The organism is Pedobacter sp. AC163 (assembly GCF_979258665.1).
In genome coordinates this window covers 2,505,681-2,526,922 of record NZ_OZ409872.1, presented here as the reverse complement: position 1 = coordinate 2,526,922, position 21,242 = coordinate 2,505,681, and the positions used below count along the sequence as shown (strand labels likewise).

The window sequence follows — 21,242 nt, the reverse complement described above, 5'->3', positions numbered from 1 at the left end:
TTAAGGCAATATTTATGGAAGTTATAAATTCAGGGTTGTATGTGGGGGCAGATGACTCTACCTCAAGCAGGGAAAAGCCTACTTTGTGGAGTAAGGGTTTTCTTGTTTTCTTTCTTTTGCTCAAATTCGTATTAAGCTATTTGTTAGTAAATAATGTTTACGAACTTCATAGAGATGAATTCTTACACTTGGATCAGGCTAATCATTTGGCTGCAGGTTTTACTTCTGTTCCGCCGCTTACCTCCTTATTTTCGTTCATAATTAAGTTTCTGGGTAATAGTGTTTTTTGGGTTAAGTTTTTCCCAGCTCTTTTTGGTGCCTTAACCATATTGTTTAGCTGGAAAATTGTTGAACATTTGAATGGAAATTTACTTGCAAAATGCTTTTTGGCAGTGGCCTGCCTTTGCTCGACATTTTTAAGATTAAACACACTTTATCAGCCAAATTCATTTGATGTCCTAGCCTGGACAGCCACATTCTTTTATTTACTCAAATATTTTGATAATACAGTACCTAAGTATCTATATTTCTTTGCCATTTGGGTGGCGCTTGGGTTCTTAAACAAATACAATATTCTCTTTTTGCTAATGGGTTTATTACCAGCAATTGTAATTTTACCAACTCGAAAAATATTTACTAACAAGCATTTTTATTTCGCCATTATTTTAGGCTTAATTATCGTTTCGCCGAATATCATCTGGCAAATTAAAAATGATTTTCCGGTGCTCGTACACATGAAGCTGTTGGCTAAAACGCAGTTGGTCCATGTCAATAGAGCAGATTTCTTCATCAATCAAGTCTTTTTTTTTGCAACAAGTATATTTGTTTTACTTGCTGGAATCGGTGCGTTAATTTTTTATAAACCCTTCGTAAAATATCGATGGGTAATTTTAACGTATGTTTTTACGCTAATGATTTTTAGTTATTTTAAAGCTAAAGATTATTATGCTTTAGGTTTGTACCCTGTGCTGCTGGCTTTTGGTGCTACTTACTTCGGCTTCATTTTGTACAAACGTTACCTATTTACCACGGCACTCTTAGTTTTCAATATTGGCTTGTTTCTTTGGGTATTGCCCCTGGTGATGCCGCTATATTCGCCCAAACAGATTATAGCTAACCAAAAACGCTTTGAAAGAGTTGGTGTGTTGCGTTGGGAAGATGGTAAAAACCATCAATTGCCACAAGATTATGCCGATATGCAAGGCTGGAAAGAAATTGCTCATTTAACTGATTTAGCTTACGAAAAGGTAAGCGATAAATCTGCTTTGTTAGTTAGGGCAGATAATTATGGTTTGGCTGGTGCGGTAAACTATTATTCCAAATATGGCAATATCGGAGCTGTTTCCTATAATGCTGATTACTTGTATTGGTTTAAAATGAATAAAGCGATTAAGTATGTGATTTTAATTCGCGAAGCAGGTGAAGAGGATCCTGAAAGAAAAAAAGAACAGCCATTTTTTGAGAAGATCACCAAAATCGGGGAAATCAAAAATCCCTTTGCCAGAGAAGTTGGTGCAAGTGTATTTCTTTTAGAGGGTGCCAAAATAGATGTAAACAAAAGGATTAAACAAGAAATAGAAGAAGAAAAGCATGACCATTAATGAAGCGCAGGAAACAGTAGATCAGTGGATCAAAACTACAGGCATCAGGTATTTTAACGAGTTAACCAATACTGCTATTTTAATGGAAGAAGTTGGGGAGGTAGCTCGGATTATGGCTCGGAGATACGGTGAGCAGTCATTTAAAAAGAGTGATGAAGCGGTAAACCTTGCCGATGAAATGGCCGATGTGATGTTTGTACTAATCTGTTTGGCCAATCAAACAGGTATTGATTTGAGTGATGCTTTTCAGAAAAATCTCGAAAAGAAAACCATTCGCGATGCAGACAGGCATAAAAATAACGAGAAGCTAAAATAAGTCTAAGGTCTTTAGTCGGGAGTCCTGAGTTAAATAAGCGCTACTGACATTTATTTTTATTTGTCGAAATCGGCTTATGCCTTTCAAAATCCCCCTTTAGATAGTTGGGGGTACAAACTCCATTAAAGTTCTGTAGGCCACAAAGCGGTTTTTAAACTTGCTGTTTAATCTCTCTTGTAGCTCTGGAGCAAATTTGCTTTGGTATTCGTTGTAATTTTCTAAAGTTTCGGCAACATATTGTGCGCAATAAGTTACGCCTTCATTTGGCGAATCAAGTACCTTTAATAATCGATTGGATACAAACATCCCGGTAGCCATCACTTCTGGAATATGGGTTTCCTGCATCCATTGCAACCATTCTTCAGCTGCAGCATCATCTAAAATTAGGGTAACGTTATATAAAAGCATGTCGCAAAGATAATAAATGTGCCCAAGTAAAAGATAGATGAAAAACTGAATTTCTTATATTCGGCGATTATTTAGAGCATACTCATGATTGAAATTTCAACATCACAAACAGTAATGGATTTAGAAGGTATTATTACGCTTCAAAAAAAGAATCTAAGAGCCGATTTAACTGTGGAAGAAATTGAACAGCAAGGTTTCGTGACAGTATCGCACAAGCTTGATGATTTGGAAAAAATGCATCAGCATGAACCGAACATCATCGCCAAGGACAGTGAAAAGTTAATCGCTTATGTATTGGGGATGACGGAGCAATCGAAAAATGATATTCCCCGATTAGTAGAAATGTACGAGAGTTTCGATCACATTCAATATCATGGAAAATCGGTGGCTGAGTATCAATATATTGTTGTGGGCCAGGTTTGTGTTGATAAAGATTACCGTGGGAAAGGCTTATTTGATCAATGCTATCAGGCTTATAAGAATTTTTTCGAAGATAAATTTGAATTCGCAATAACTGAAATTGCCACTATAAATCTACGTTCAATGAAAGCGCATGAGCGTATTGGGTTCAAAACGATTGATACCTATACAGATCAAATGAGCACGGAATGGAATGTGGTGGTTTGGGACTGGAGATAAACTATTGAAGGTTTATCAAGGCCTGCTTAACTGCATTATCGGTTTGATTTACTGATCGGTAGTAGCCCACATCGCCAAGATAATAGCGACATAACAATGCTTTCAAATCGCTCAAAATTACAGGCTTAGCATTGTACAATTGAAAACGATCGATCTGTACGTTTTTGCGTTGAATATAACCTATAAAATCTTTAAAATCATTATCTCCCAACGTAAAAGAATTAATGTTTTGCTCTACAAAGCCAGCGTTATATTTGTTTGTTAATACATTGAAAACATAATCTGATAAAATCTTTTTGCTTACCAGGGTAGCATAAAATTTATTGTAACCAACGGTATCCAGTTTGACAAAAACATCTGGCTGTATGCCTCCACTAGGCTTTTGTTTTTTTACATTTTGTATGGCTACACCTTCTGCTTTTTCTATCGAATCCTGGAAAGAAGTGCGATCTCCGGTCAGTTCTCCATCCATCATTCTCTCATCCAACTCATGTTTGTAAGCATCATAACCTTTTTTGTACGATTTCTGGATGCTTCGTCCCGATGGCGTATAATACCGGGCAATGGTTAAGTTTAAAGCAGATCCGTCACCGAAAGAAAACTGTTCTTGAACCAGTCCTTTGCCAAAAGATCGCCTACCAACAATCACCCCTCTACCTAAATCTTGAATAGCACCTGCAACAATCTCACTTGCCGATGCGGTATTCTCGTTAATCAATACCGCTAATTTGCCATTTTGAAACGCACCGGTACCGGTTGAAAAATAATCGGTACGAGGTTCGTGTTTACCCTGGGTGTAAACAATGAGTTTGTTTTCTGGTAAAAACTGATCAGCTAAACCCGTAGCAGCAGAAAAATACCCTCCACCATTGTCGCGGAGATCGAGGATAAGCTTCTTCATCCCTTTGGCTTTTAAATTATTAGCTGCAGTAGCGAAATCATTATCGGTATTTGCTCCGAACTTACTAATTCTTATATATCCAGTCTCAGGATTAATCATATAAGAAGCATCAATGCTGCTAATGTTTACCTTACCCCGGGTAACCATTAACTTACTTTGTACCTGTGTTCCATTATGCATTAAAACAACGCTCACGCCACTTCCGGCTTTACCTCGGAAACGTCCGGTTAACTGCTCTTTTGGCAAGTTTCGCCCGCTTACCACTGCGGTATCAATACTCAAAATTTTATCTCCCAGTTTTATTCCGGCCTGATAGGCAGGCCCGTCTTTAACCACCCCAGTTACCATCATCGTATCATTGAGCATGTAATACTCAATGCCAACACCTTCAAAGTTACCTTCTAAATTGTTGGTCATATCTTGCGCATCGGTTGGAGGCAAATAAACACTATGGGGATCTAGTTGATGTAGAACGCTATCTATAGGTAGATTCTGTAAAGAATCCGTATTAATTTCATCAACGTAGTTTTTATTGATAATGTGCAGAATCTCTTCAAGTTTTCCGTCACTATTTATAGCCAACTGCGGACTTCGCTGAACGCCAAAACCCTGGTCTTTTATAAATTTTATCCCCAAAATCATACCTACTATTAAAATTACAGAATAGCTTATTGCAATCAGTAGGTTATTTCGGGTATTTTTTTTCATTAGCGTTGTGCAAATTTATGAAATTTAGCGGGTTACTATATTTTTTAACTGCATTTTCATGTCTTTTGTTTCTAATATTTAACATAAATTAACGGATGTAATTATTCTTACAGCTACAGGAAGATATATTTTTAAGTTTTTACGCCGCTTTTTAAAAAGAATTTACCGAATTTTATCAAAATTAAATTTATGAACAGAGTTACCGAGCAGGAATCTAATTATGATAACATCGACAAAATGTCGGTATTGGAGGTTTTGCAGGGCATTAATAATGAAGATAAGACCGTTGCTTTTGCAGTCGAAAAATCTTTGCCTCAGATAGAAAAACTAACTTCGGCAGTTGCCGAAAGAATGAAAAAAGGCGGTCGCTTATTTTACATTGGCGCAGGTACAAGTGGTCGTTTAGGTGTCGTGGATGCCTCCGAATGTCCACCAACTTATGGAGTTCCTTTTGATTGGGTTGTTGGAATTATTGCCGGTGGCGATACGGCCATTAGAAAGGCAGTAGAATTTGCGGAAGATGATGCCGAACAAGCGTGGAAGGATTTGGAAGAATTCAGCATCAATGAAAAAGATTGTTTGGTAGGTTTGGCCGCATCTGGAACTACACCTTATGTAGTTGGCGGTTTAAATACTGCCCGTAAGCACGGCGTTTTAACAGGTTGTATTGTTTGCAATACTGGTGGACCAATCGCTGCTGAATCTGATTTTCCTGTTGAAGTTGTTGTTGGCCCGGAATTTATCACCGGTTCAACCCGAATGAAATCTGGTACTGCACAGAAATTGGTTTTAAACATGTTGAGTACCACCGTGATGGTTCAGTTAGGACGGGTAGTAGGAAACAAAATGGTAGATATGCAGTTAACCAATAACAAATTAGTCGATCGCGGAACTCAGATGGTGGCCGATGAATTAAACATAGGATATGATGAGGCGGCAGATTTACTTACAAAATATGGAAGCGTACGTAAAGCGGTAGAGGCGGGACAACGACAACCACAGTAAATGAATGAATGATATAATGAGTGAATGATAGAGTTAGCATCGCCGTTAAATTCAGTCATTCAAAATTCACTCACTCAAAATTAAATATTAAAATGCACGAAATCGAGCCTTATTACCAGTGGAGAGATGATTATGTTTCGGCAGAAGATGAGCGCTCACCATTTTACAATACCGAGTATTCGGAAATTTACTTCGACAAACAAATTTATAATTTTCTACTGCATCCGCAGTGGGACGAATTCGGGTCGAACACCCTTTACATGAAGGTTTTGTATGCTGATTATGATCGCAGTTATGCCATTATCGAATTTATCGGCGAATGGAATGATGCAATTAATAATGATATCATGTTACTTAAACGTGATATTTTAGAATTGATGATGGACGAAGGGATTACCAAATTTATTCTTATTGGCGAGAACGTTTTAAATTTTCACGCATCTGATGATAGCTATTATGAAGAGTGGTTTCAGGAAGTAGAAGATGGATGGATTGTTGGCGTAAATTTTCAAGAACACGTTATTTCCGAATTTAAAGACAATAATATAGATTACTATATCAATTTCGGAGGAGCTTTTGACAATCTGCCGTGGCGTACACTTAAACCGCTACAGTTCTTCAAAAAAGTTGAAGAACTCTTGACAAAAAGATTAAACTAAATTGTTATTTTTAAAATCATTTAAATACACAAAATTAAAAATGGAACAACAAAATTATAATTATCAAACCAATAGTGTCTTTGTACAGGAAAACTCTGTATCGAAGAAGTTTTTTGCAAACGTATTCCTGTGGATGTTTGTAGCGTTGGCTTTATCCACTCTATCTGCTTTTTATATTTCAAACACTGAATCGGCCTTAAGATCTTTAATCGATTTTGAAACTGGAAGAAGAACTGCGTTAGGTTATGTGGCCATGTTTGCGCCACTTGGGCTAGTTTTAGTAATGGGGGCTGGCTTTTCCAGACTATCTTATGGCGCCTTGTTAGGTGTATTTGTCCTGTTTTCTGTGTTACTGGGCGTAAGTTTGAGTTTCATTCTCTTAATTTACACTGGCACCTCGATTATAACTTGTTTTGCTGCAGCCGCAGGGATTTTTGGTATAATGGCTGTTATGGGTTACACAACAAATATAGATTTGAGCAAGTTCGGCCCAATTTTAATGGTTGGTGTTGCCGGTTTATTTATAGCCAGTATTGCAAACATGTTTATCAAAAGTGAACAGTTTAGCTTAATTATGGCATTTGTTGGTATTGCTGTTTTTACAGCATTGACTGCATACGATGTTCAAAAAATTAAAAGAATTGGAATGGGAATTGAAGAAAGCGGAGAATCAATTCCATCTGCTGATACAAAGAAATTAGCTATAATGGCAGCCTTGTCGCTATACCTTGATTTTATAAATATCTTCCTTTTCTTGCTACGCATTTTCGGAAGTAGAAAATAATGAGCAAGTTTTTGGTAATCATATTCTTCATTTTAGTTGGCGGCATTATCCAGGCAATTACTGTGACTTATATTACAGATCATATCTTTATTAGTTGTTTGCCTAGTGCGTTTTTGATGGGATATTTGATTATCTACTACAACAAAAGATTCGGAAAAAGGGAGGCTGTTTAAAGCACTCAAACAAAACAATATTCTTAAGGCTGTGCAAATTTGCATGGCCTTTGTAATTTTATTTGGCAGCAGAGCGATAATTTTTGGAATTGATGTTGCTTTGTTGCATTTTTGTACGCTTATTAAGAAAGACGGAGGGATTAGACCCAACGAAGTCTTAGCAACCTGTGACCACACAAGGTGCTACATTCTATCCCGATTTTAATCGGGGGCAGATAAGTTTAGGATTACGATTCTCGTACCAACTTTTTAAATAAGCTTTTTTAGTACTTAGTATATAGTCTTTAGTATTTAGATAACAAATGCCAGATTACATATTGAGTTGAAATGTAGTTACATCTCGTGTCGAATGTCTTGATACTCGATACTAACTACTAAATACTAGTATGAGCATAAGAGAAGAATTAGAAAAACGTATTTTAGTAATTGATGGTGCGATGGGTACCATGATTCAGCGTTATACTTTAACCGAAGAGGATTTTAGAGGGGAACGTTTTAAAGATCATCCGTGTGATGTAAAAGGCAATAACGATTTGCTCAACATCACTCGGCCTGATATTATTAAAGCCATACATCTTGAATATTTAGCCGCTGGTGCGGATATTATCGAAACCAACACCTTCAGTACACAAAGAATTTCCATGGCTGATTACCAGATGGAAGATCTTTCTTATGAGTTAAGCTTTGAAGGTGCGAGGGTGGCAAAAGAGGCTGCTACTGAATTTATGGCTGCAAATCCTGATCGGAAATGTTTTGTTGCAGGCGCAATAGGGCCAACCAACAGAACCCTTTCTATGTCGCCAAATGTAAACGACCCAGGTTTTAGGGCGGTTTATTTCGACGAACTGGAAGCAGCATACTATGAACAGGTTCGCGGTTTGGTAGATGGAGGTTCTGATGTGCTTCTCATCGAAACCATCTTTGATACACTAAATGCAAAAGTGGCCATTGTGGCCATTAAAAAATATGAAGAAGTAGTTGGTCGTAAGCTCGAAATTATGATTTCTGGAACCATTACCGATGCTTCTGGAAGAACGCTTTCTGGTCAAACAGCAGAAGCTTTCTTAAATTCGGTAATGCATGCAAAACCTTTAAGCATTGGTTTTAACTGTGCTTTAGGGGCAAAAGAGATGCGTCCGCACATCGAAGAGCTGGCTACCAAAGCGGGTTGTTACGTTTCTGCTTATCCAAATGCCGGCTTGCCGAATGAATTTGGTGCTTACGACGAACAACCACATGAAACGGCTCACCTGGTAGACGATTTTATTCAATCTGGTTTTGTAAATATTGTGGGTGGCTGTTGCGGCACCACTCCTGATCACATTGGCTGCATTGCAAAGAATGCTAAAAAAGCTTCGCCACGGAAATTGCCAACTATTGAGCCTTTTATGCGCTTAAGCGGATTGGAGCCTGTAACGATAACGCCGGAAAGTATTTTTGTAAACGTTGGTGAAAGGACAAATATCACCGGATCTCCAAAATTTTCGAAGTTAATTTTAGGTGGCGATTACGAAGCGGCCTTAGCTGTTGCGCTACAACAGGTAGAAGGTGGAGCACAGATTATTGATGTGAACATGGATGAAGGTATGCTCGATTCGGAAGCTGCCATGACGAAGTTTTTAAATCTGATTGCCTCCGAACCGGATATCGCCAAATTACCTATCATGGTCGATTCCTCTAAGTGGTCGGTGATAGAAAATGGATTGAAATGTTTGCAGGGGAAAGGAATTGTTAACTCTATTTCGCTTAAAGAAGGCGAAGACAAGTTTCGTGAAAGCGCCCGCAAAATTATGCAATATGGCGCTGCAGTTGTTGTAATGGCTTTTGATGAACAAGGCCAGGCCGATAACTACGAACGGAGAAAAGAGATTTGTAAACGAAGCTATGATATTCTGGTACATGAAATCGGTTTTCCTCCTGAAGACATTATTTTCGATCCGAATATCCTTACCGTAGCCACAGGTTTAGAAGAACATAATAATTACGCGGTAGATTTTATTAATGCGACCCGTTGGATCAAAGAAAACCTGCCACATGCAAAAGTAAGTGGTGGTGTATCAAATATTTCATTTTCATTTAGAGGAAACAATGTTGTCCGCGAAGCGATGCACTCTGCATTTCTTTACCATGCCATTCAGGCGGGTTTAGATATGGGGATTGTAAATGCAGGTATGCTTGAAGTGTATCAGGAAATTCCACCCGAACTGTTGGAAAGGGTAGAAGATGTTCTTTTGAACCGACGTGATGATGCCACTGAGCGATTGGTTGAGTATGCTGATACGGTAAAATCAAAAGGGAAAGAAATTGTAAAAGACGAAGAATGGAGAAAGGGATCCGTTGAAGAACGCCTATCTCACTCCCTGGTAAAAGGAATTGTAGAGTATCTTGACGATGATGTTGAAGAAGCTCGTCAAAAATATGCCCGCCCAATACAAGTGATTGAAGGACCATTGATGGACGGAATGAACATTGTTGGTGATTTATTTGGTGCCGGAAAAATGTTTTTGCCTCAGGTGGTTAAGTCGGCCAGGGTGATGAAAAAAGCGGTGGCTTATTTGCTTCCTTTTATTGAGCAGGAGAAATTAGATAATCCAGATCAGGATCAGAATTCCTCGGCAGGTAAAGTGTTGATGGCTACCGTTAAAGGTGATGTTCACGATATTGGGAAGAACATTGTGGGGGTAGTTTTGGCCTGTAATAACTTTGAAATTGTAGATATGGGCGTGATGGTTCCTGCGCAGGAGATCATCAAAAAAGCCCGAGAAATAAATGCCGATATTATTGGCTTAAGTGGATTAATTACACCATCACTTGATGAAATGGTTCACTTTGCCAAAGAAATGGAACGAGAAGGTTTTACCATTCCATTAATTATTGGTGGAGCAACCACGTCACGGATTCACGCGGCTGTAAAAGTTGCCCCAAATTATTCTGGTCCGGCTATCCATGTTTTAGATGCATCGCGAAGTGTTACTGTTTGCAGTACCCTGATGAATCCTGAAACAAAAGCTGACTACGTTGCCGGCATCAAAGCAGAGTATGAAAAAGCCAGGGAAGCGCATTTGAACAAGCGTTCTGATAAGCGTTTCAAAACCATTGAAGAAGCACGGAAACATCAGTTTAAGATAGATTTTGATCAAAATTTGCCAGTTCCTGAATTTACCGGAACCAGGGTTTTTGATCAATATCCTTTGGATGAATTAGTTCCATATATCGATTGGACACCATTTTTCCATACCTGGGAACTTCGCGGAAGCTACCCTAAAATATTTGATGATAAAAATGTAGGGAGTGAAGCAAAAAAACTTTTCGATGATGCACAGGCATTATTGAAACGGATTTTAGATGAAAAGTTGTTAACTGCTAGAGCGGTAATTGGATTTTGGCCAGCAAACGCAGTTGGAGATGACATTCATTTGGAAGTAGAAAGTCGGAAGTCCGAAGTCGGAAGTCTACCTGGCGACTCTGGACTTAAGAGTGAAGACTCAAGACTAGTTACTATCCACACACTGCGTCAGCAAGCCGAAAAGGTTGATGGTCAGCCCTATTATGCTTTGTCTGATTTCATTGCTCCTAAAGAATCTGGTATTCAAGATTATTTTGGGTGTTTTGCTTTAACTGCAGGAATTGGGATTGATGAGTTGGTAGCAGAATTTGAGGCCAATCATGATGATTATAATAGCATTATGGCCAAAGCATTAGCCGATCGTTTGGCTGAAGCTTTTGCCGAACGCATGCACGAGCGGGTTCGGAAAGAATACTGGGGTTATGCGAAGGATGAAAACTTAAGCAATCAGGAATTGATCAAGGAGGAATACGCAGGTATTCGTCCGGCGCCGGGTTATCCTGCATGTCCGGAACACACGGAAAAGGGAACTTTGTTTAGCTTGCTTGATGCGGAGAACAAAATTGGCTTACACTTAACAGAAAGTTACGCCATGTATCCAACAGCTGCGGTGAGTGGTTTTTACTTTGCCCATCCCGAATCAAGATATTTCGGCCTGGGAAAGATCACCAAAGATCAGGTGGAAGATTACGCAATCAGAAAAGGAATGACGATAGAGGAAGCGGAGAAGTGGCTCTCGCCTAATTTAGCATATTGATATAGTATTTAGTACATAGTATAAAGTAATTAGACAAGATGCATAATTTTAGGGAGCTTAAAGTTTGGAAAATGGGAATTGAAATCTCTAAAATGGTTTTTCAAGTTACTAGAACTTTTCCTGTGGAAGAAAGATATTCTCTAACCTCTCAACTAACTCGTTGTGCTATTTCAATTCCTTCAAATATTGCTGAAGGATGTGGAAGGAAATCTGCCAAGGAACTAAATCAATTTTTAAGCATTAGTTTAGGGTCTGCTTTTGAATTAGAAACGCAAATGATATTAGCTTACGAATTTGGATATATGGATAAAGCGATTTTCGACAATGCAATAATCCAAATCAATGAAGTACAAAAAATGATAAGTGGATTGCAAAGAAGTCTAGGCATCCAATCATGATACTAACGACTTTATACTAAGTACTTAATGAAAATTACAGACCATATAAATAATTCAAAGGGCAAAACCTTGTTCTCTTTCGAGCTATTGCCACCAATAAAAGGGCAAAGTATCCAATGGATTTACGATGCCATCGATCCTTTGCTAGAGTTTAATCCTCCTTTTATTGATGTAACCTCCTTAAGAGAAGATTATATTTACAAGGAACAGGAAAACGGCTTGTTGCAAAAAGTATCGTACCGCAAACGCCCAGGTACAATTGCGATCTGCGCTGCAATTATTCACAAATACAAGATAGATGCAGTACCTCATTTAATTTGCGGTGGTTTTACTAAAGAGGAAACTGAAAATGCATTAATCGATTTGCAGTTTTTGGGAATAGATAACGTGCTGGCTTTACGCGGTGATGCCCGTGCTGCCGATCATTCATTTGTTCCAACTAAAGGCGGCCATTGCTACGCAACTGATTTAATCCAGCATATCAAAAATCATAACGACGGTAAATTCTTGCATGAAGATGTAGAAACTTTCAAAAGTGATTTCTGTATCGGCGTTGCCGGATATCCCGAAAAGCACTTTGAAGCACCCAATCTAAATGCCGACTTCAAATACCTAAAAAAGAAAGTTGACATGGGGGCAGAGTTTATCGTTACGCAAATGTTTTTCGATAACCAGAAATATTTCGACTTTGTAAAAAAGTGCAGGGAGAATGATATCAATGTGCCCATTATTCCAGGCTTAAAGCCTATAAGCACACTTACTCAATTAAATGTTTTGCCGAAAATTTTCCATATCGATTTGCCTGATGAGCTAACAGACGCACTATCTTATGCAAAAAGCAACGCTGAAGCTAAAGAAATTGGAACCGAAGCCATGATTAAACAATGTAAAGAGTTAATCGACTTTGGAGTGCCAGTGCTCCATTTTTATACGATGGGGAAACCGCAACAAACCAAAGCCATCGCGAAGGCTATATTCTAAACCTTAACAAAAAATCCGCTTTCATTTTAGAGAGCGGATTTTTTATTTTACAGAACTTTAACCGTCGATTTTTGTTAATTTAACTGTACAACTTATATTTGTAAGGATGAAGTTTTTAACACTTAAATACTTTTTGATTTTATGCATCGCCATAACCCTTTTTTTAAAGGTTGGCAATGTATTGTCGTATTTAAGCTATTCCTCTACTGATATTGAAAATGTCGTATCAAATGATGACGCGACTGAGAAAGAAGAAAAAAAGGTTGAAACAGAGTACTTTATGCAAGATTTTATGGCTGAAGAACTTTGCAATCTTCCCCTTGCAATGAAACAAAAGATAGCAATTCCAGCATGTCTTGATCACTCTCCCTACTTTGCGGATGTTTTAACACCTCCGCCCTCCGTTTAGTAGCCAATTCTAAACAAACCCTTTATCGGGCAATAATCCAGTATTTTATTTCTATTAATTTATAACGAATATGAAACGAGCAATTTCATTCTGTTTTGCGGTATTTGCAATTTCCGCATCATTAAAAGTTAGCGCACAAGAAGTGACGCAAGCTAATGTAAAACCAGTAAGTAACTCTTTAGAGATGGTTTCAAAACTTCAGCCAGTAAGCTTTAATTACGACAAAACCTGGGCGGAGAAATTAAAACTTCCAGCCACTTCGCAATACGGTTTCGTGGGAGCTGAGGCTAGAAGTGCTGTTCCAAGTTTGGTAACTGTACAGGCCAAACAATATCCAGCAGGCAAAAATGCTTACAACTCAGCTACTATAACCAAAGTTGATTATGAAAGCTTAATTCCGCTTTTGGTGGGTAGTATTAAGGAGCAGCAACAGCAAATTGACGAGTTGAAACGTGAGTTGCGTTCACTAAAATCGCAAGCATCGAAATAGTTAGGTTTAGTTTTATAGTTGAAGAGGTTGGAGTTTTTAATTCCAGCCTTTTTTTATTTCTTGATAATTATTGTAGTTTCAAGGAAATAAATAAAATCATGAGAAAAATCATTTTATCGTTCATGCTGACCCTATCCCTAAATTATCTACATGCCCAAATTACTTCTACAGCAATGAAAGTGGAGGATTTGAAAGATGCACCCTTTAAATTCAAGGGAAGTCGGGCTATGATGGTTGATCGGATAGATGATGCTTCGTCGAAAAATATTTTTGTTTTCTCCAAGGTAAAGTCGGGGAGTAATCCGGATACATTGTTCGCTCAAAAATTTACCAAAACCGGAGATTTATGGAAGTTGACTCAAGAGAAAACCATCACTCATAAAGGTATTATAAGTATTTGGGGGTCGAGAAAAGCTTTCAGCGATGCCGATAAGGATAAACAGGTTGATGCCTTATTTATTTATAGTTTTCACGATAGTGATATGAAAAACCAACTTTCGGTGAGCCTTTTGTTAATGCACAAGGGCGAAAGTTATATCCTCACGGAAACTGCAGATAAGAAGAATAGCTTTAGTGCTAACTATTCATCTTTACCTGACAGCATAAAAAACTTTGTTAAGGAATATTGGGAAAAATTAGATAAATGGAAATAATTAAATTATAATTGATTGCAATTCCCTGTTGTTATCTTATAGTTTTAATTTTTTACCATTTTAAAAATGAAATACTTAAAGAATGTTGACTGGTGGAGTTTGCTAAAGGAAATCATACTTCCACATGTTGGAACCTTAATCCTTTATATTATTTTATTTTTTGTTGTAGGGATTGTTTGTGGGATAATCTACAATGTAGTTTTGTGGAAGAAACAGTTCTATAAAAGGGAACCAAAATATTATAACTGGGGTGCTAAGCTCTATATCGTAGCTAGCATGGGTGTCTTCATCTATTTTTCACTTCATCTTGCCTTTATTTTTGCAGCGAAAAGTATCATCAAAAAAGAAGAAAACCGAATTGTATCTCAAATTTATGAGCAAGCGGCAGTGATGGCTTTTGAAACACCGGAACTGCGAAATAATTTTATCCGAAAAATTCAGGAAGGTACGATCGAGATTCAAGCAGGTACAAAAAACACTGCAGTTGCACTAGGTAAATATGTTGCATCTAAAAATGTAGGAATAGGCTTTGTTGATAAGAGTAAAAACAAATTAGCAGTTTATATTTTCGATAAATATAAAGACGATATTTACAGCGCAAGTTTATACGGAATGCTACTTGCGGCAGGAAGAGGGCATGTAAAAATCGAAGATTTGAGTTACGATGATTTGAAAGCGCTAGTTGCAACGTTAAATACTTTGGAGCCAAAAAAGATAGAGGAATCTATAAAAATTAAGCTTACTGAAAAGGTAGATGAATTGGTTTCCGCCAAAATAAGTGCATTAATTCAAAGCACTTTCATATTATTTATTTTGATTTTGTTAATTCCAATTGTTGAATTTTACATTTACACTTGGTGGTGGAAGCGAAAAGTTGAACAAGCCGTAACAACTGATGAAGCTTCTACTAGTCCAATTAATCGGGGCGACAATCTTCCGTAGCCCCAATTATTTTTCCTGCAATAACTTCGTTTTAACCTCTCAGCAAATAACTTTTAAACCCTGCAAAATCTACACCCAATTTATCTGCATATTGATAAAAGATAGTCGAGATTTGTAATCTCGACTATTGAACTGTGGATTTCTAATCCACCTATGATCTTATAGATAAACAATTTCAAGTAAACCTAATCCACCACTATAATCTATCGCCGAGCTATATTGATAATGTTCAGGTTCATAAACCATACCCGACTCTACGGGATTGTTGTGGATATAATCCAGCTTTTGGTCTTTAAACTCATTTGAATAAAGTGCGATTGGATGAAACCCATCTTGCCAAAATTTATAATCTTTTGTTTTTACATTTATTTTGGCAGCAAATGCAAACTTATCTAGCAGCCAATCGCGACTTTCATTTATTTCCTTTAACGTCAGAATGATTCGTTTAGAGGTGAATTTTTTCAAATCTCGCATGATATCTGACAAATTCTTTCCTTCTTCTGCGCTGATAATCATGTGGAGATGACTAGGCATTAGGCACCAGGCATAAATTATTAAGCCTTTTTCACGCTGACAATATTTAAGGCTTTCGATAATTACGTATGCAAGCTCTTTCCTGGTGAAAGCATCTATCCAGCCAACCACAGTCGTCGTGACAAAATAGATATCGTTTTGATCAGAAACAGAATATTTAAAAGCCATAAATGAATATAGCTATTCGAATCGAGATTCTGCCTGGAGGATTAAAAATCCTTAGTCCGTGAGTCGGGATTAAAAATCCCGACTAGCAAAGAGCTATACATGAATTTTGCTATTCTAAGTACGAGATTTGTAATCTCGGCCATTTTAGTTTTTAATCTACCAAACTTAAGCCTTATCCAACAAATAACTTTTAAACCCTGCAAAATCTACACCCAATTTATCTGCATATTGAGGCAAGCTTTCCAATACGCTCACCTGCTTCGGAATTTCGATTTTTGCTGCAATATCGATAGGAAAAATATCAGGGAACTTACAAGCATGAGCAGTTGATAAAAAGACTGCTGCGCTCTGATCCTCCGGATTTTCCTTTCTGTATTTTTCAATTGCCAGGTAAGCAATTGCAGTGTGTGGACAGGCAACATAGTCAAACTTGGAGTCGATTTCTTTGATGCCAGCAAGCGTTTCCTCATCATTAAAACGATACGATGTAACAACATTTTTCAAGGCATTTACATCTTCGTCAAATAAGTCCATGATGCGAACCCAGTTACTTGGCGCACCAACATCCATCGCATTTGAATAGGTTTGAGTAGACGGTTTTGTTTCGTAAATACCGGATTCCAGGAAGCGTGGAACGGTATCGTTTATATTAGTAGCTGCAATAAACTGCTTAACTGGTAACCCTAATTTATAAGCCAACAAACCTGCACCGATGTTGCCAAAATTCCCACTTGGAACGGAAAAAATTACATCCTTTAACCCTTGTTTTTTCAGCTGTGCGTAAGTATTGAAATAATAAAACGTTTGCGGAATTAACCTCGAGATGTTTATCGAATTGGCGGATGTAAGTCGGAAAGTTGCGTTCAACTCTTCATCTGCAAAAGCTTGTTTCACTAAAGCCTGGCAATCATCAAAAGTGCCTTTTACTTCCACTGCTCTAATATTTTGACCGTTGGTGGTTAATTGCAATTCCTGTATCGGACTTACTTTCCCCTCTGGATAGAGAATAGTTACACGGGTATTTGGTACACCTAGGAAACCTAAAGCAACTGCACCACCGGTATCTCCGGAAGTAGCAACTAACACATCTAAAAGTTGCTCGCCATCTTTTAGAAAGTAAGCCATCACTCTGCTCATAAAACGGGCGCCAAAATCTTTAAAAGCTAAAGATGGTCCGTGGAAAAGTTCCAGTACAAAAGTTTTTTGGTCTAGTTTTACCGCTGGTGCTTCAAAGTTAATGGCATCTTCAATCAAGGCTTGCAGATCTTCCGCAGGAATTTCATCTTTTAATAAAGTTGTAGCTACTTTATAAGCAATCTCTGGCAAAGAATACTGTTCAATGTTAGCTAAAAAGTCTGCATCCAATTGAGGGATTTCCACTGGCATATACAAACCTTTATCTTGAGGCATACTATTAAAAACGGCTTCTTTAAAAGAAACACGTAAATCTTTATTGTTGGTTGAGTATAAAATCATGGTTGGAAGGTTGAGGATTGGAAGGTTGGAAGGTTTGGGAACATAATTCCCATTCTTCTAACCTTTTTCATCCTATTGTTATGTTTTATTCTTAATAATTTTAAAGTTGGACGGTTGAGATCTGGAAGGATGAAGATTAAGGCAACTGAACCATCAACCTTAATACCCTCGGCCATCAACCTCTTTACAATACTCTCGGTCCTTCGGCATTAACAGAAGAAACGTAAGCTTTGCTGTTTATATTAATTTTGTGTAAATGTTGTTGCTGTGCTTTTGTTATTTTTTTGGCGGTTTCTTCATCTTTCGCTAAAGCAAAAACCGATGGACCTGAGCCAGAAATTCCGAAACCAATAGCGCCGTTTTCCATGGCTATTGCTCTCATTTCTTCAAAACCTGGAATTAAAATCGATCGGGTTGGTTCTACCAAAACATCTTTCATGCTGCGGCCAATTAAGTCGAAATCATTCATAAATAAGCCACTAACCAAACCAGCAACATTGCCCCATTGCGTAACCGCATCTTTCAACAATACCTTGCTGCGAATCATTTGACGGGCATCTTTTGTGGGAACATCCACCTCAGGATAAACAATCGCTGCATACATCCCTGCAGGAGTAGGTAATGAGATTACATCCAAAGGATCGTAACTTCTAACCAACACAAACCCACCCAGAATGGCTGGTGCAACATTATCGGCATGGCCATAACCACAAGCAAGCTCTTCGCCTTTCATGGCGAAAGGAACAAGTTCTTTAGGCGTTAATAAATCGCCCATCAGTTTGTTAATGGCGAATAAACCTGCAACGGTACTTGCCGAGCTTGAGCCCAAACCGCTACCAATTGGCATCTTCTTATGGAGCTCGATTTCGACACCTACATCTAATCGATCGATGTGTTGCAAATAATGCTGAACACTTGCGCTTACCGTATTTTTAGTCGAATCCAAAGGCAACCGGCCATCATCGCCAGTGATTCTTTTGATTACCACACCAGGTATATCTGTTAAACGCATTTCAACTTCATCCCCAGGTTCATTTACGGCAAAACCCAAAACATCGAAGCCACAAACTACGTTTGCAACGGTTGCAGGTGCGAAAACTTTTATTTCTTTCATAATTCGAATAATGATGAAGGAGCCAAGACTAAAGGTCTAAACTCCAACTCATTTATATTTATATCTTTTGTCTTTGTTCTTTTATCCTTTGTCTAATTGCTTCCAACATTTATAATATCGGCAAAAACACCCGCGGCAGTAACTTCTGCTCCTGCACCTGGGCCTTTAACCACTAGCGGGCGAGATTTGTACCGATCTGTCGTAAAAGAAATGATATTATCGCTTCCCGAAAGCATATAAAAAGGATGACTGTCATCAACCATTTGCAGACTGATTTCTACGTTTCCATCTTCAAGTTTACCAATGTAGCGCAACACTTTCTTATCGTTTGCAGCCTTAGTTTTCAAATCTTCAAAGTAAGCAGCATTTTTTTGCAATTCAACATAAAAATCTTCGACAGAAGTTGCATTTAAACAAGCTTCTGGTAAAATATTATCGATTTTAACATCCGCTGCTTCCAATGGATAACCTGCATCACGAGCAAGGATTAACATTTTACGCATGAAATCTTTTCCGTTCAAATCATCACGTGGATCGGGTTCGGTATAACCCAATTCCTGCGCTTCTTTAACCGTTTCGTAAAATCCGGCATCGCCTTTAAAGTTGTTAAAGATGTAAGAAATTGTTCCAGATAAAATGGCCTCGATGCGTGCAACTTTATCGCCGCTCATCATCAACTCTCTTAAGGTACGGATGATTGGCAAGCCTGCACCAACATTGGTTTCGTAGTAAAAATCAACACCAAATTTTCGGGCAGTATCTTTAAACGATTTGTATTGTGCAAAGTCTGCTGAATTTCCCTTTTTATTGCAAGTAACAACAGAAATACTGTTTTCAAAAATGCCCTGATAATATTCAATCGGAGATTCTGCTGCAGTATTATCCACAAAAACGCAGTTTGGTAAGTTTAATGCTTTCATGCGTTCTACAAAACCAGCTAAGTCTGCCTGCTCACCATTTGTACCCAGGTTAGTTTCCCAATCTTCGAGCGATAAACCTTCGGGATTGAAAATCATTTTGCGGGTATTGCTAATGCCGGCAACCTTAACTTGCAAATCATTGTTTGCGGCTAAGAATGGCATTTGCTCTTTCAGCTGGTTAAACAACGTTTTGCCGATATTTCCTGTGCCCAAACAAAAGATATTTAATGTGCGTTTTAAGTCGGTAAAGAAAGCATCGTGAACGGCATTTACCGCTTTTGATAAATCAGCTGCGCTGATAATTACCGAAATATTGTATTCGGATGAACCCTGGGCAATTGCTCTAACATTAATTCCGTTTCTACCCAATGCGTTAAACAACCTTCCGCTCATGCCAGGCGTACGTTTCATATTCTCGCCTACAATGGCCAAAACGGCTAGATTGTTTTCAACTTCCGGTAGAGCCAGTTTGTTGGCATCGAGCTCCAGTTCAAATTCTTTCTTAATTAAAGCAATCGCCTGACCCGCATCAGTGGGCTTAACCGCAAAAGTAATGCTGTGCTCTGACGAAGATTGCGTAATCAACACCACATTAATTTGCTCCCGGGAAAGTAAAGAAAACAATCTCCCACTGAAACCTGCTTTACCTACCATGCCGCTGCCGGTAAGATTGATAATGCTGATATGGTCGATAGAGGAAATGCCTTTTATCGGCAGGGTTGACGCTTTAACATCACTTTTGATATAGGTTCCGGAAAAATCAGGCTCAAATGTATTCTTGATTACCAGCGGAATTTTCTTCATGAAAGCCGGAATCATTGTTGGTGGGTAAATTACTTTGGCTCCAAAATAACTCAATTCCATTGCTTCCGTATAGCTTAATTCAGGTAATGAAAAAGCCTTCTTCACAATGCGTGGGTCGGCAGTCATCATCCCGTTTACATCTGTCCAAATTTCAATTTCTTCAGCATTTAAAGCTGCGCCCCATACTGCTGCAGTATAATCAGAACCACCACGACCTAAAGTAGTTACTCTGCCTGCGGCATTGCTGGCAATGAAACCCGTAACAAACAATACCTTATTTTTATTGGCCTGGTAAAAATTATTAATCAACATTTCAGTCAGTTCGGTATCAACCTTTGCCTGGCCAAAATTGCTATCGGTTTTTATAAATTCCGAACCATTTACATACAAAGCTTCAGCAAATTGCTGTGAAGCGATATGTGCAATCATGAAAGAGGAGCAACGTTCACCATAACTTAAAATCTGGTCTTTGGTTTGCAAACTCAATTCGCGAAGGTTGGTTACGGCCTGCAATAGATCTTCCAGCTCGTTAAAGAAGATTTTCAAACGCGTAAACACGGGGTTTTGGGCAGCTGCTGGCAAAAGCGAACGAATCACTGCAAAGTGCTTGGCCTCAATTTCTTTTAAACCAGTGTCGTAATCTTCGCCACGTTCGGCTCTTTCGGCCATATCGGTTAGCAAATTGGTTACGCCACTCATTGCCGATAATACAACTACCGGATTGCTCTGTAATTTTTCTTTGGCTACTATGCTCAGTAACGTTTTGATGTTCTCGGCCGAACCTACGGATGTGCCGCCGAATTTTAATACTTTCATTAGTTTTTAGTTTTAATGAACCTTGCACGCTTGCTTGTTAATTAGTTTGTGCAGTTTTCAATGGTTTTGGTTTAAAAAAAAAGCGCCCCGATTTGTATCGGGACGCTTTCTGTGTTTTATGTTAATTCAACTTACAACAAATTAGCCCCGCTGGTTTATCCCGGTGGTAATAATAATCGTTGTAATAATTGAAGTATTCGAAATCATTTCTGTTGGTGTATTTTGTACACCGTAAAGTAG

The 21,242-nt window shown here is 38.3% G+C and carries 19 protein-coding genes and 1 riboswitch; of the genes, 13 read left to right on the top strand and 6 right to left on the bottom strand.

Annotated features, from left to right (window positions below):
* Positions 1-14: 14 nt before the first annotated feature.
* Positions 15-1,601: a glycosyltransferase family 39 protein gene (locus ACZZZK_RS10845; RefSeq protein WP_463484137.1), complete on the top strand. Its 1,587-nt coding sequence runs from the start codon at positions 15-17 to the stop codon at positions 1,599-1,601.
* The gene (locus ACZZZK_RS10840; RefSeq protein WP_463484136.1) at positions 1,591-1,917 is read left to right on the top strand and encodes a nucleotide pyrophosphohydrolase; all 327 of its coding nucleotides are present in this window, start codon (positions 1,591-1,593) and stop codon (positions 1,915-1,917) included. The genes ACZZZK_RS10845 and ACZZZK_RS10840 overlap by 11 nt, the downstream gene beginning before the upstream one ends.
* Before the next feature lie 96 nt (positions 1,918-2,013).
* On the opposite strand, the gene ACZZZK_RS10835 is transcribed toward ACZZZK_RS10840, so the two are convergent.
* Positions 2,014-2,325 (bottom strand): DUF4286 family protein, encoded by a 312-nt coding sequence (locus ACZZZK_RS10835; protein WP_463484135.1) that lies wholly within the window; start codon positions 2,323-2,325, stop codon positions 2,014-2,016.
* Between the two features lie 84 nt (positions 2,326-2,409).
* Between ACZZZK_RS10835 and ACZZZK_RS10830 the strand changes: the two genes are divergently transcribed.
* Complete coding sequence (locus ACZZZK_RS10830) at positions 2,410-2,964, top strand: GNAT family N-acetyltransferase (protein ID WP_463484134.1); 555 nt, start codon at positions 2,410-2,412, stop codon at positions 2,962-2,964.
* Position 2,965: 1 nt separating this feature from the next.
* On the opposite strand, the gene ACZZZK_RS10825 is transcribed toward ACZZZK_RS10830, so the two are convergent.
* The gene (locus ACZZZK_RS10825) at positions 2,966-4,573 is read right to left on the bottom strand and encodes a S41 family peptidase (protein WP_463484133.1); all 1,608 of its coding nucleotides are present in this window, start codon (positions 4,571-4,573) and stop codon (positions 2,966-2,968) included.
* A gap of 189 nt (positions 4,574-4,762) precedes the next feature.
* Between ACZZZK_RS10825 and murQ the strand changes: the two genes are divergently transcribed.
* The 10 genes from murQ (at position 4,763) to ACZZZK_RS10775 (ending at position 15,170) form a co-directional block, all read left to right on the top strand.
* Positions 4,763-5,578, top strand: coding sequence for an N-acetylmuramic acid 6-phosphate etherase (gene murQ, locus ACZZZK_RS10820; protein WP_463484132.1), 816 nt, complete (start codon positions 4,763-4,765; stop codon positions 5,576-5,578).
* 92 nt (positions 5,579-5,670) lie between these two features.
* Entirely contained in the window at positions 5,671-6,237 is a 567-nt protein-coding gene (locus ACZZZK_RS10815; protein ID WP_056851036.1) for a hypothetical protein, read from the top strand.
* 40 nt (positions 6,238-6,277) lie between these two features.
* Positions 6,278-7,021 (top strand): Bax inhibitor-1/YccA family protein, encoded by a 744-nt coding sequence (locus ACZZZK_RS10810; protein WP_056851035.1) that lies wholly within the window; start codon positions 6,278-6,280, stop codon positions 7,019-7,021.
* 289 nt (positions 7,022-7,310) lie between these two features.
* Positions 7,311-7,416: riboswitch (SAM riboswitch) on the top strand.
* A gap of 164 nt (positions 7,417-7,580) precedes the next feature.
* The gene (metH, locus tag ACZZZK_RS10805; protein WP_463484131.1) at positions 7,581-11,297 is read left to right on the top strand and encodes a methionine synthase; all 3,717 of its coding nucleotides are present in this window, start codon (positions 7,581-7,583) and stop codon (positions 11,295-11,297) included.
* A gap of 38 nt (positions 11,298-11,335) precedes the next feature.
* The gene (locus ACZZZK_RS10800; RefSeq protein ID WP_463484130.1) at positions 11,336-11,695 is read left to right on the top strand and encodes a four helix bundle protein; all 360 of its coding nucleotides are present in this window, start codon (positions 11,336-11,338) and stop codon (positions 11,693-11,695) included.
* A gap of 27 nt (positions 11,696-11,722) precedes the next feature.
* Positions 11,723-12,676, top strand: a complete 954-nt coding sequence (locus tag ACZZZK_RS10795) for a methylenetetrahydrofolate reductase (protein WP_265799409.1) — start codon at positions 11,723-11,725, stop codon at positions 12,674-12,676.
* Positions 12,677-12,782: 106 nt separating this feature from the next.
* The gene (locus ACZZZK_RS10790) at positions 12,783-13,085 is read left to right on the top strand and encodes a hypothetical protein (protein ID WP_463484129.1); all 303 of its coding nucleotides are present in this window, start codon (positions 12,783-12,785) and stop codon (positions 13,083-13,085) included.
* 70 nt (positions 13,086-13,155) lie between these two features.
* On the top strand, positions 13,156-13,575 hold the full coding sequence (locus ACZZZK_RS10785) for a tail fiber domain-containing protein (RefSeq protein WP_463484128.1): 420 nt from the start codon (positions 13,156-13,158) through the stop codon (positions 13,573-13,575).
* 98 nt (positions 13,576-13,673) lie between these two features.
* Entirely contained in the window at positions 13,674-14,228 is a 555-nt protein-coding gene (locus ACZZZK_RS10780; protein WP_463484127.1) for a hypothetical protein, read from the top strand.
* 66 nt (positions 14,229-14,294) lie between these two features.
* Positions 14,295-15,170, top strand: coding sequence for a hypothetical protein (locus ACZZZK_RS10775; RefSeq protein WP_463484126.1), 876 nt, complete (start codon positions 14,295-14,297; stop codon positions 15,168-15,170).
* Positions 15,171-15,329: 159 nt separating this feature from the next.
* Here the strand turns inward: ACZZZK_RS10775 and ACZZZK_RS10770 are convergent, their stop codons facing one another.
* From ACZZZK_RS10770 to thrA, 4 genes are all read right to left on the bottom strand, one after another.
* A complete protein-coding gene (locus ACZZZK_RS10770; RefSeq protein ID WP_463484125.1) occupies positions 15,330-15,872 on the bottom strand; it encodes an REP-associated tyrosine transposase in 543 nt (180 codons plus the stop codon).
* Positions 15,873-16,037: 165 nt separating this feature from the next.
* Positions 16,038-17,348 carry a threonine synthase gene (gene thrC / locus ACZZZK_RS10765; RefSeq protein WP_463484124.1) on the bottom strand — a complete coding sequence of 437 codons (1,311 nt, stop codon included), beginning with the start codon at positions 17,346-17,348 and terminating at the stop codon, positions 16,038-16,040.
* Positions 17,349-17,532: 184 nt separating this feature from the next.
* A complete protein-coding gene (locus ACZZZK_RS10760; protein ID WP_463484123.1) occupies positions 17,533-18,462 on the bottom strand; it encodes a homoserine kinase in 930 nt (309 codons plus the stop codon).
* Positions 18,463-18,554: 92 nt separating this feature from the next.
* A complete protein-coding gene (gene thrA / locus ACZZZK_RS10755) occupies positions 18,555-21,002 on the bottom strand; it encodes a bifunctional aspartate kinase/homoserine dehydrogenase I (RefSeq protein ID WP_463484122.1) in 2,448 nt (815 codons plus the stop codon).
* Positions 21,003-21,242: the final 240 nt, after the last annotated feature.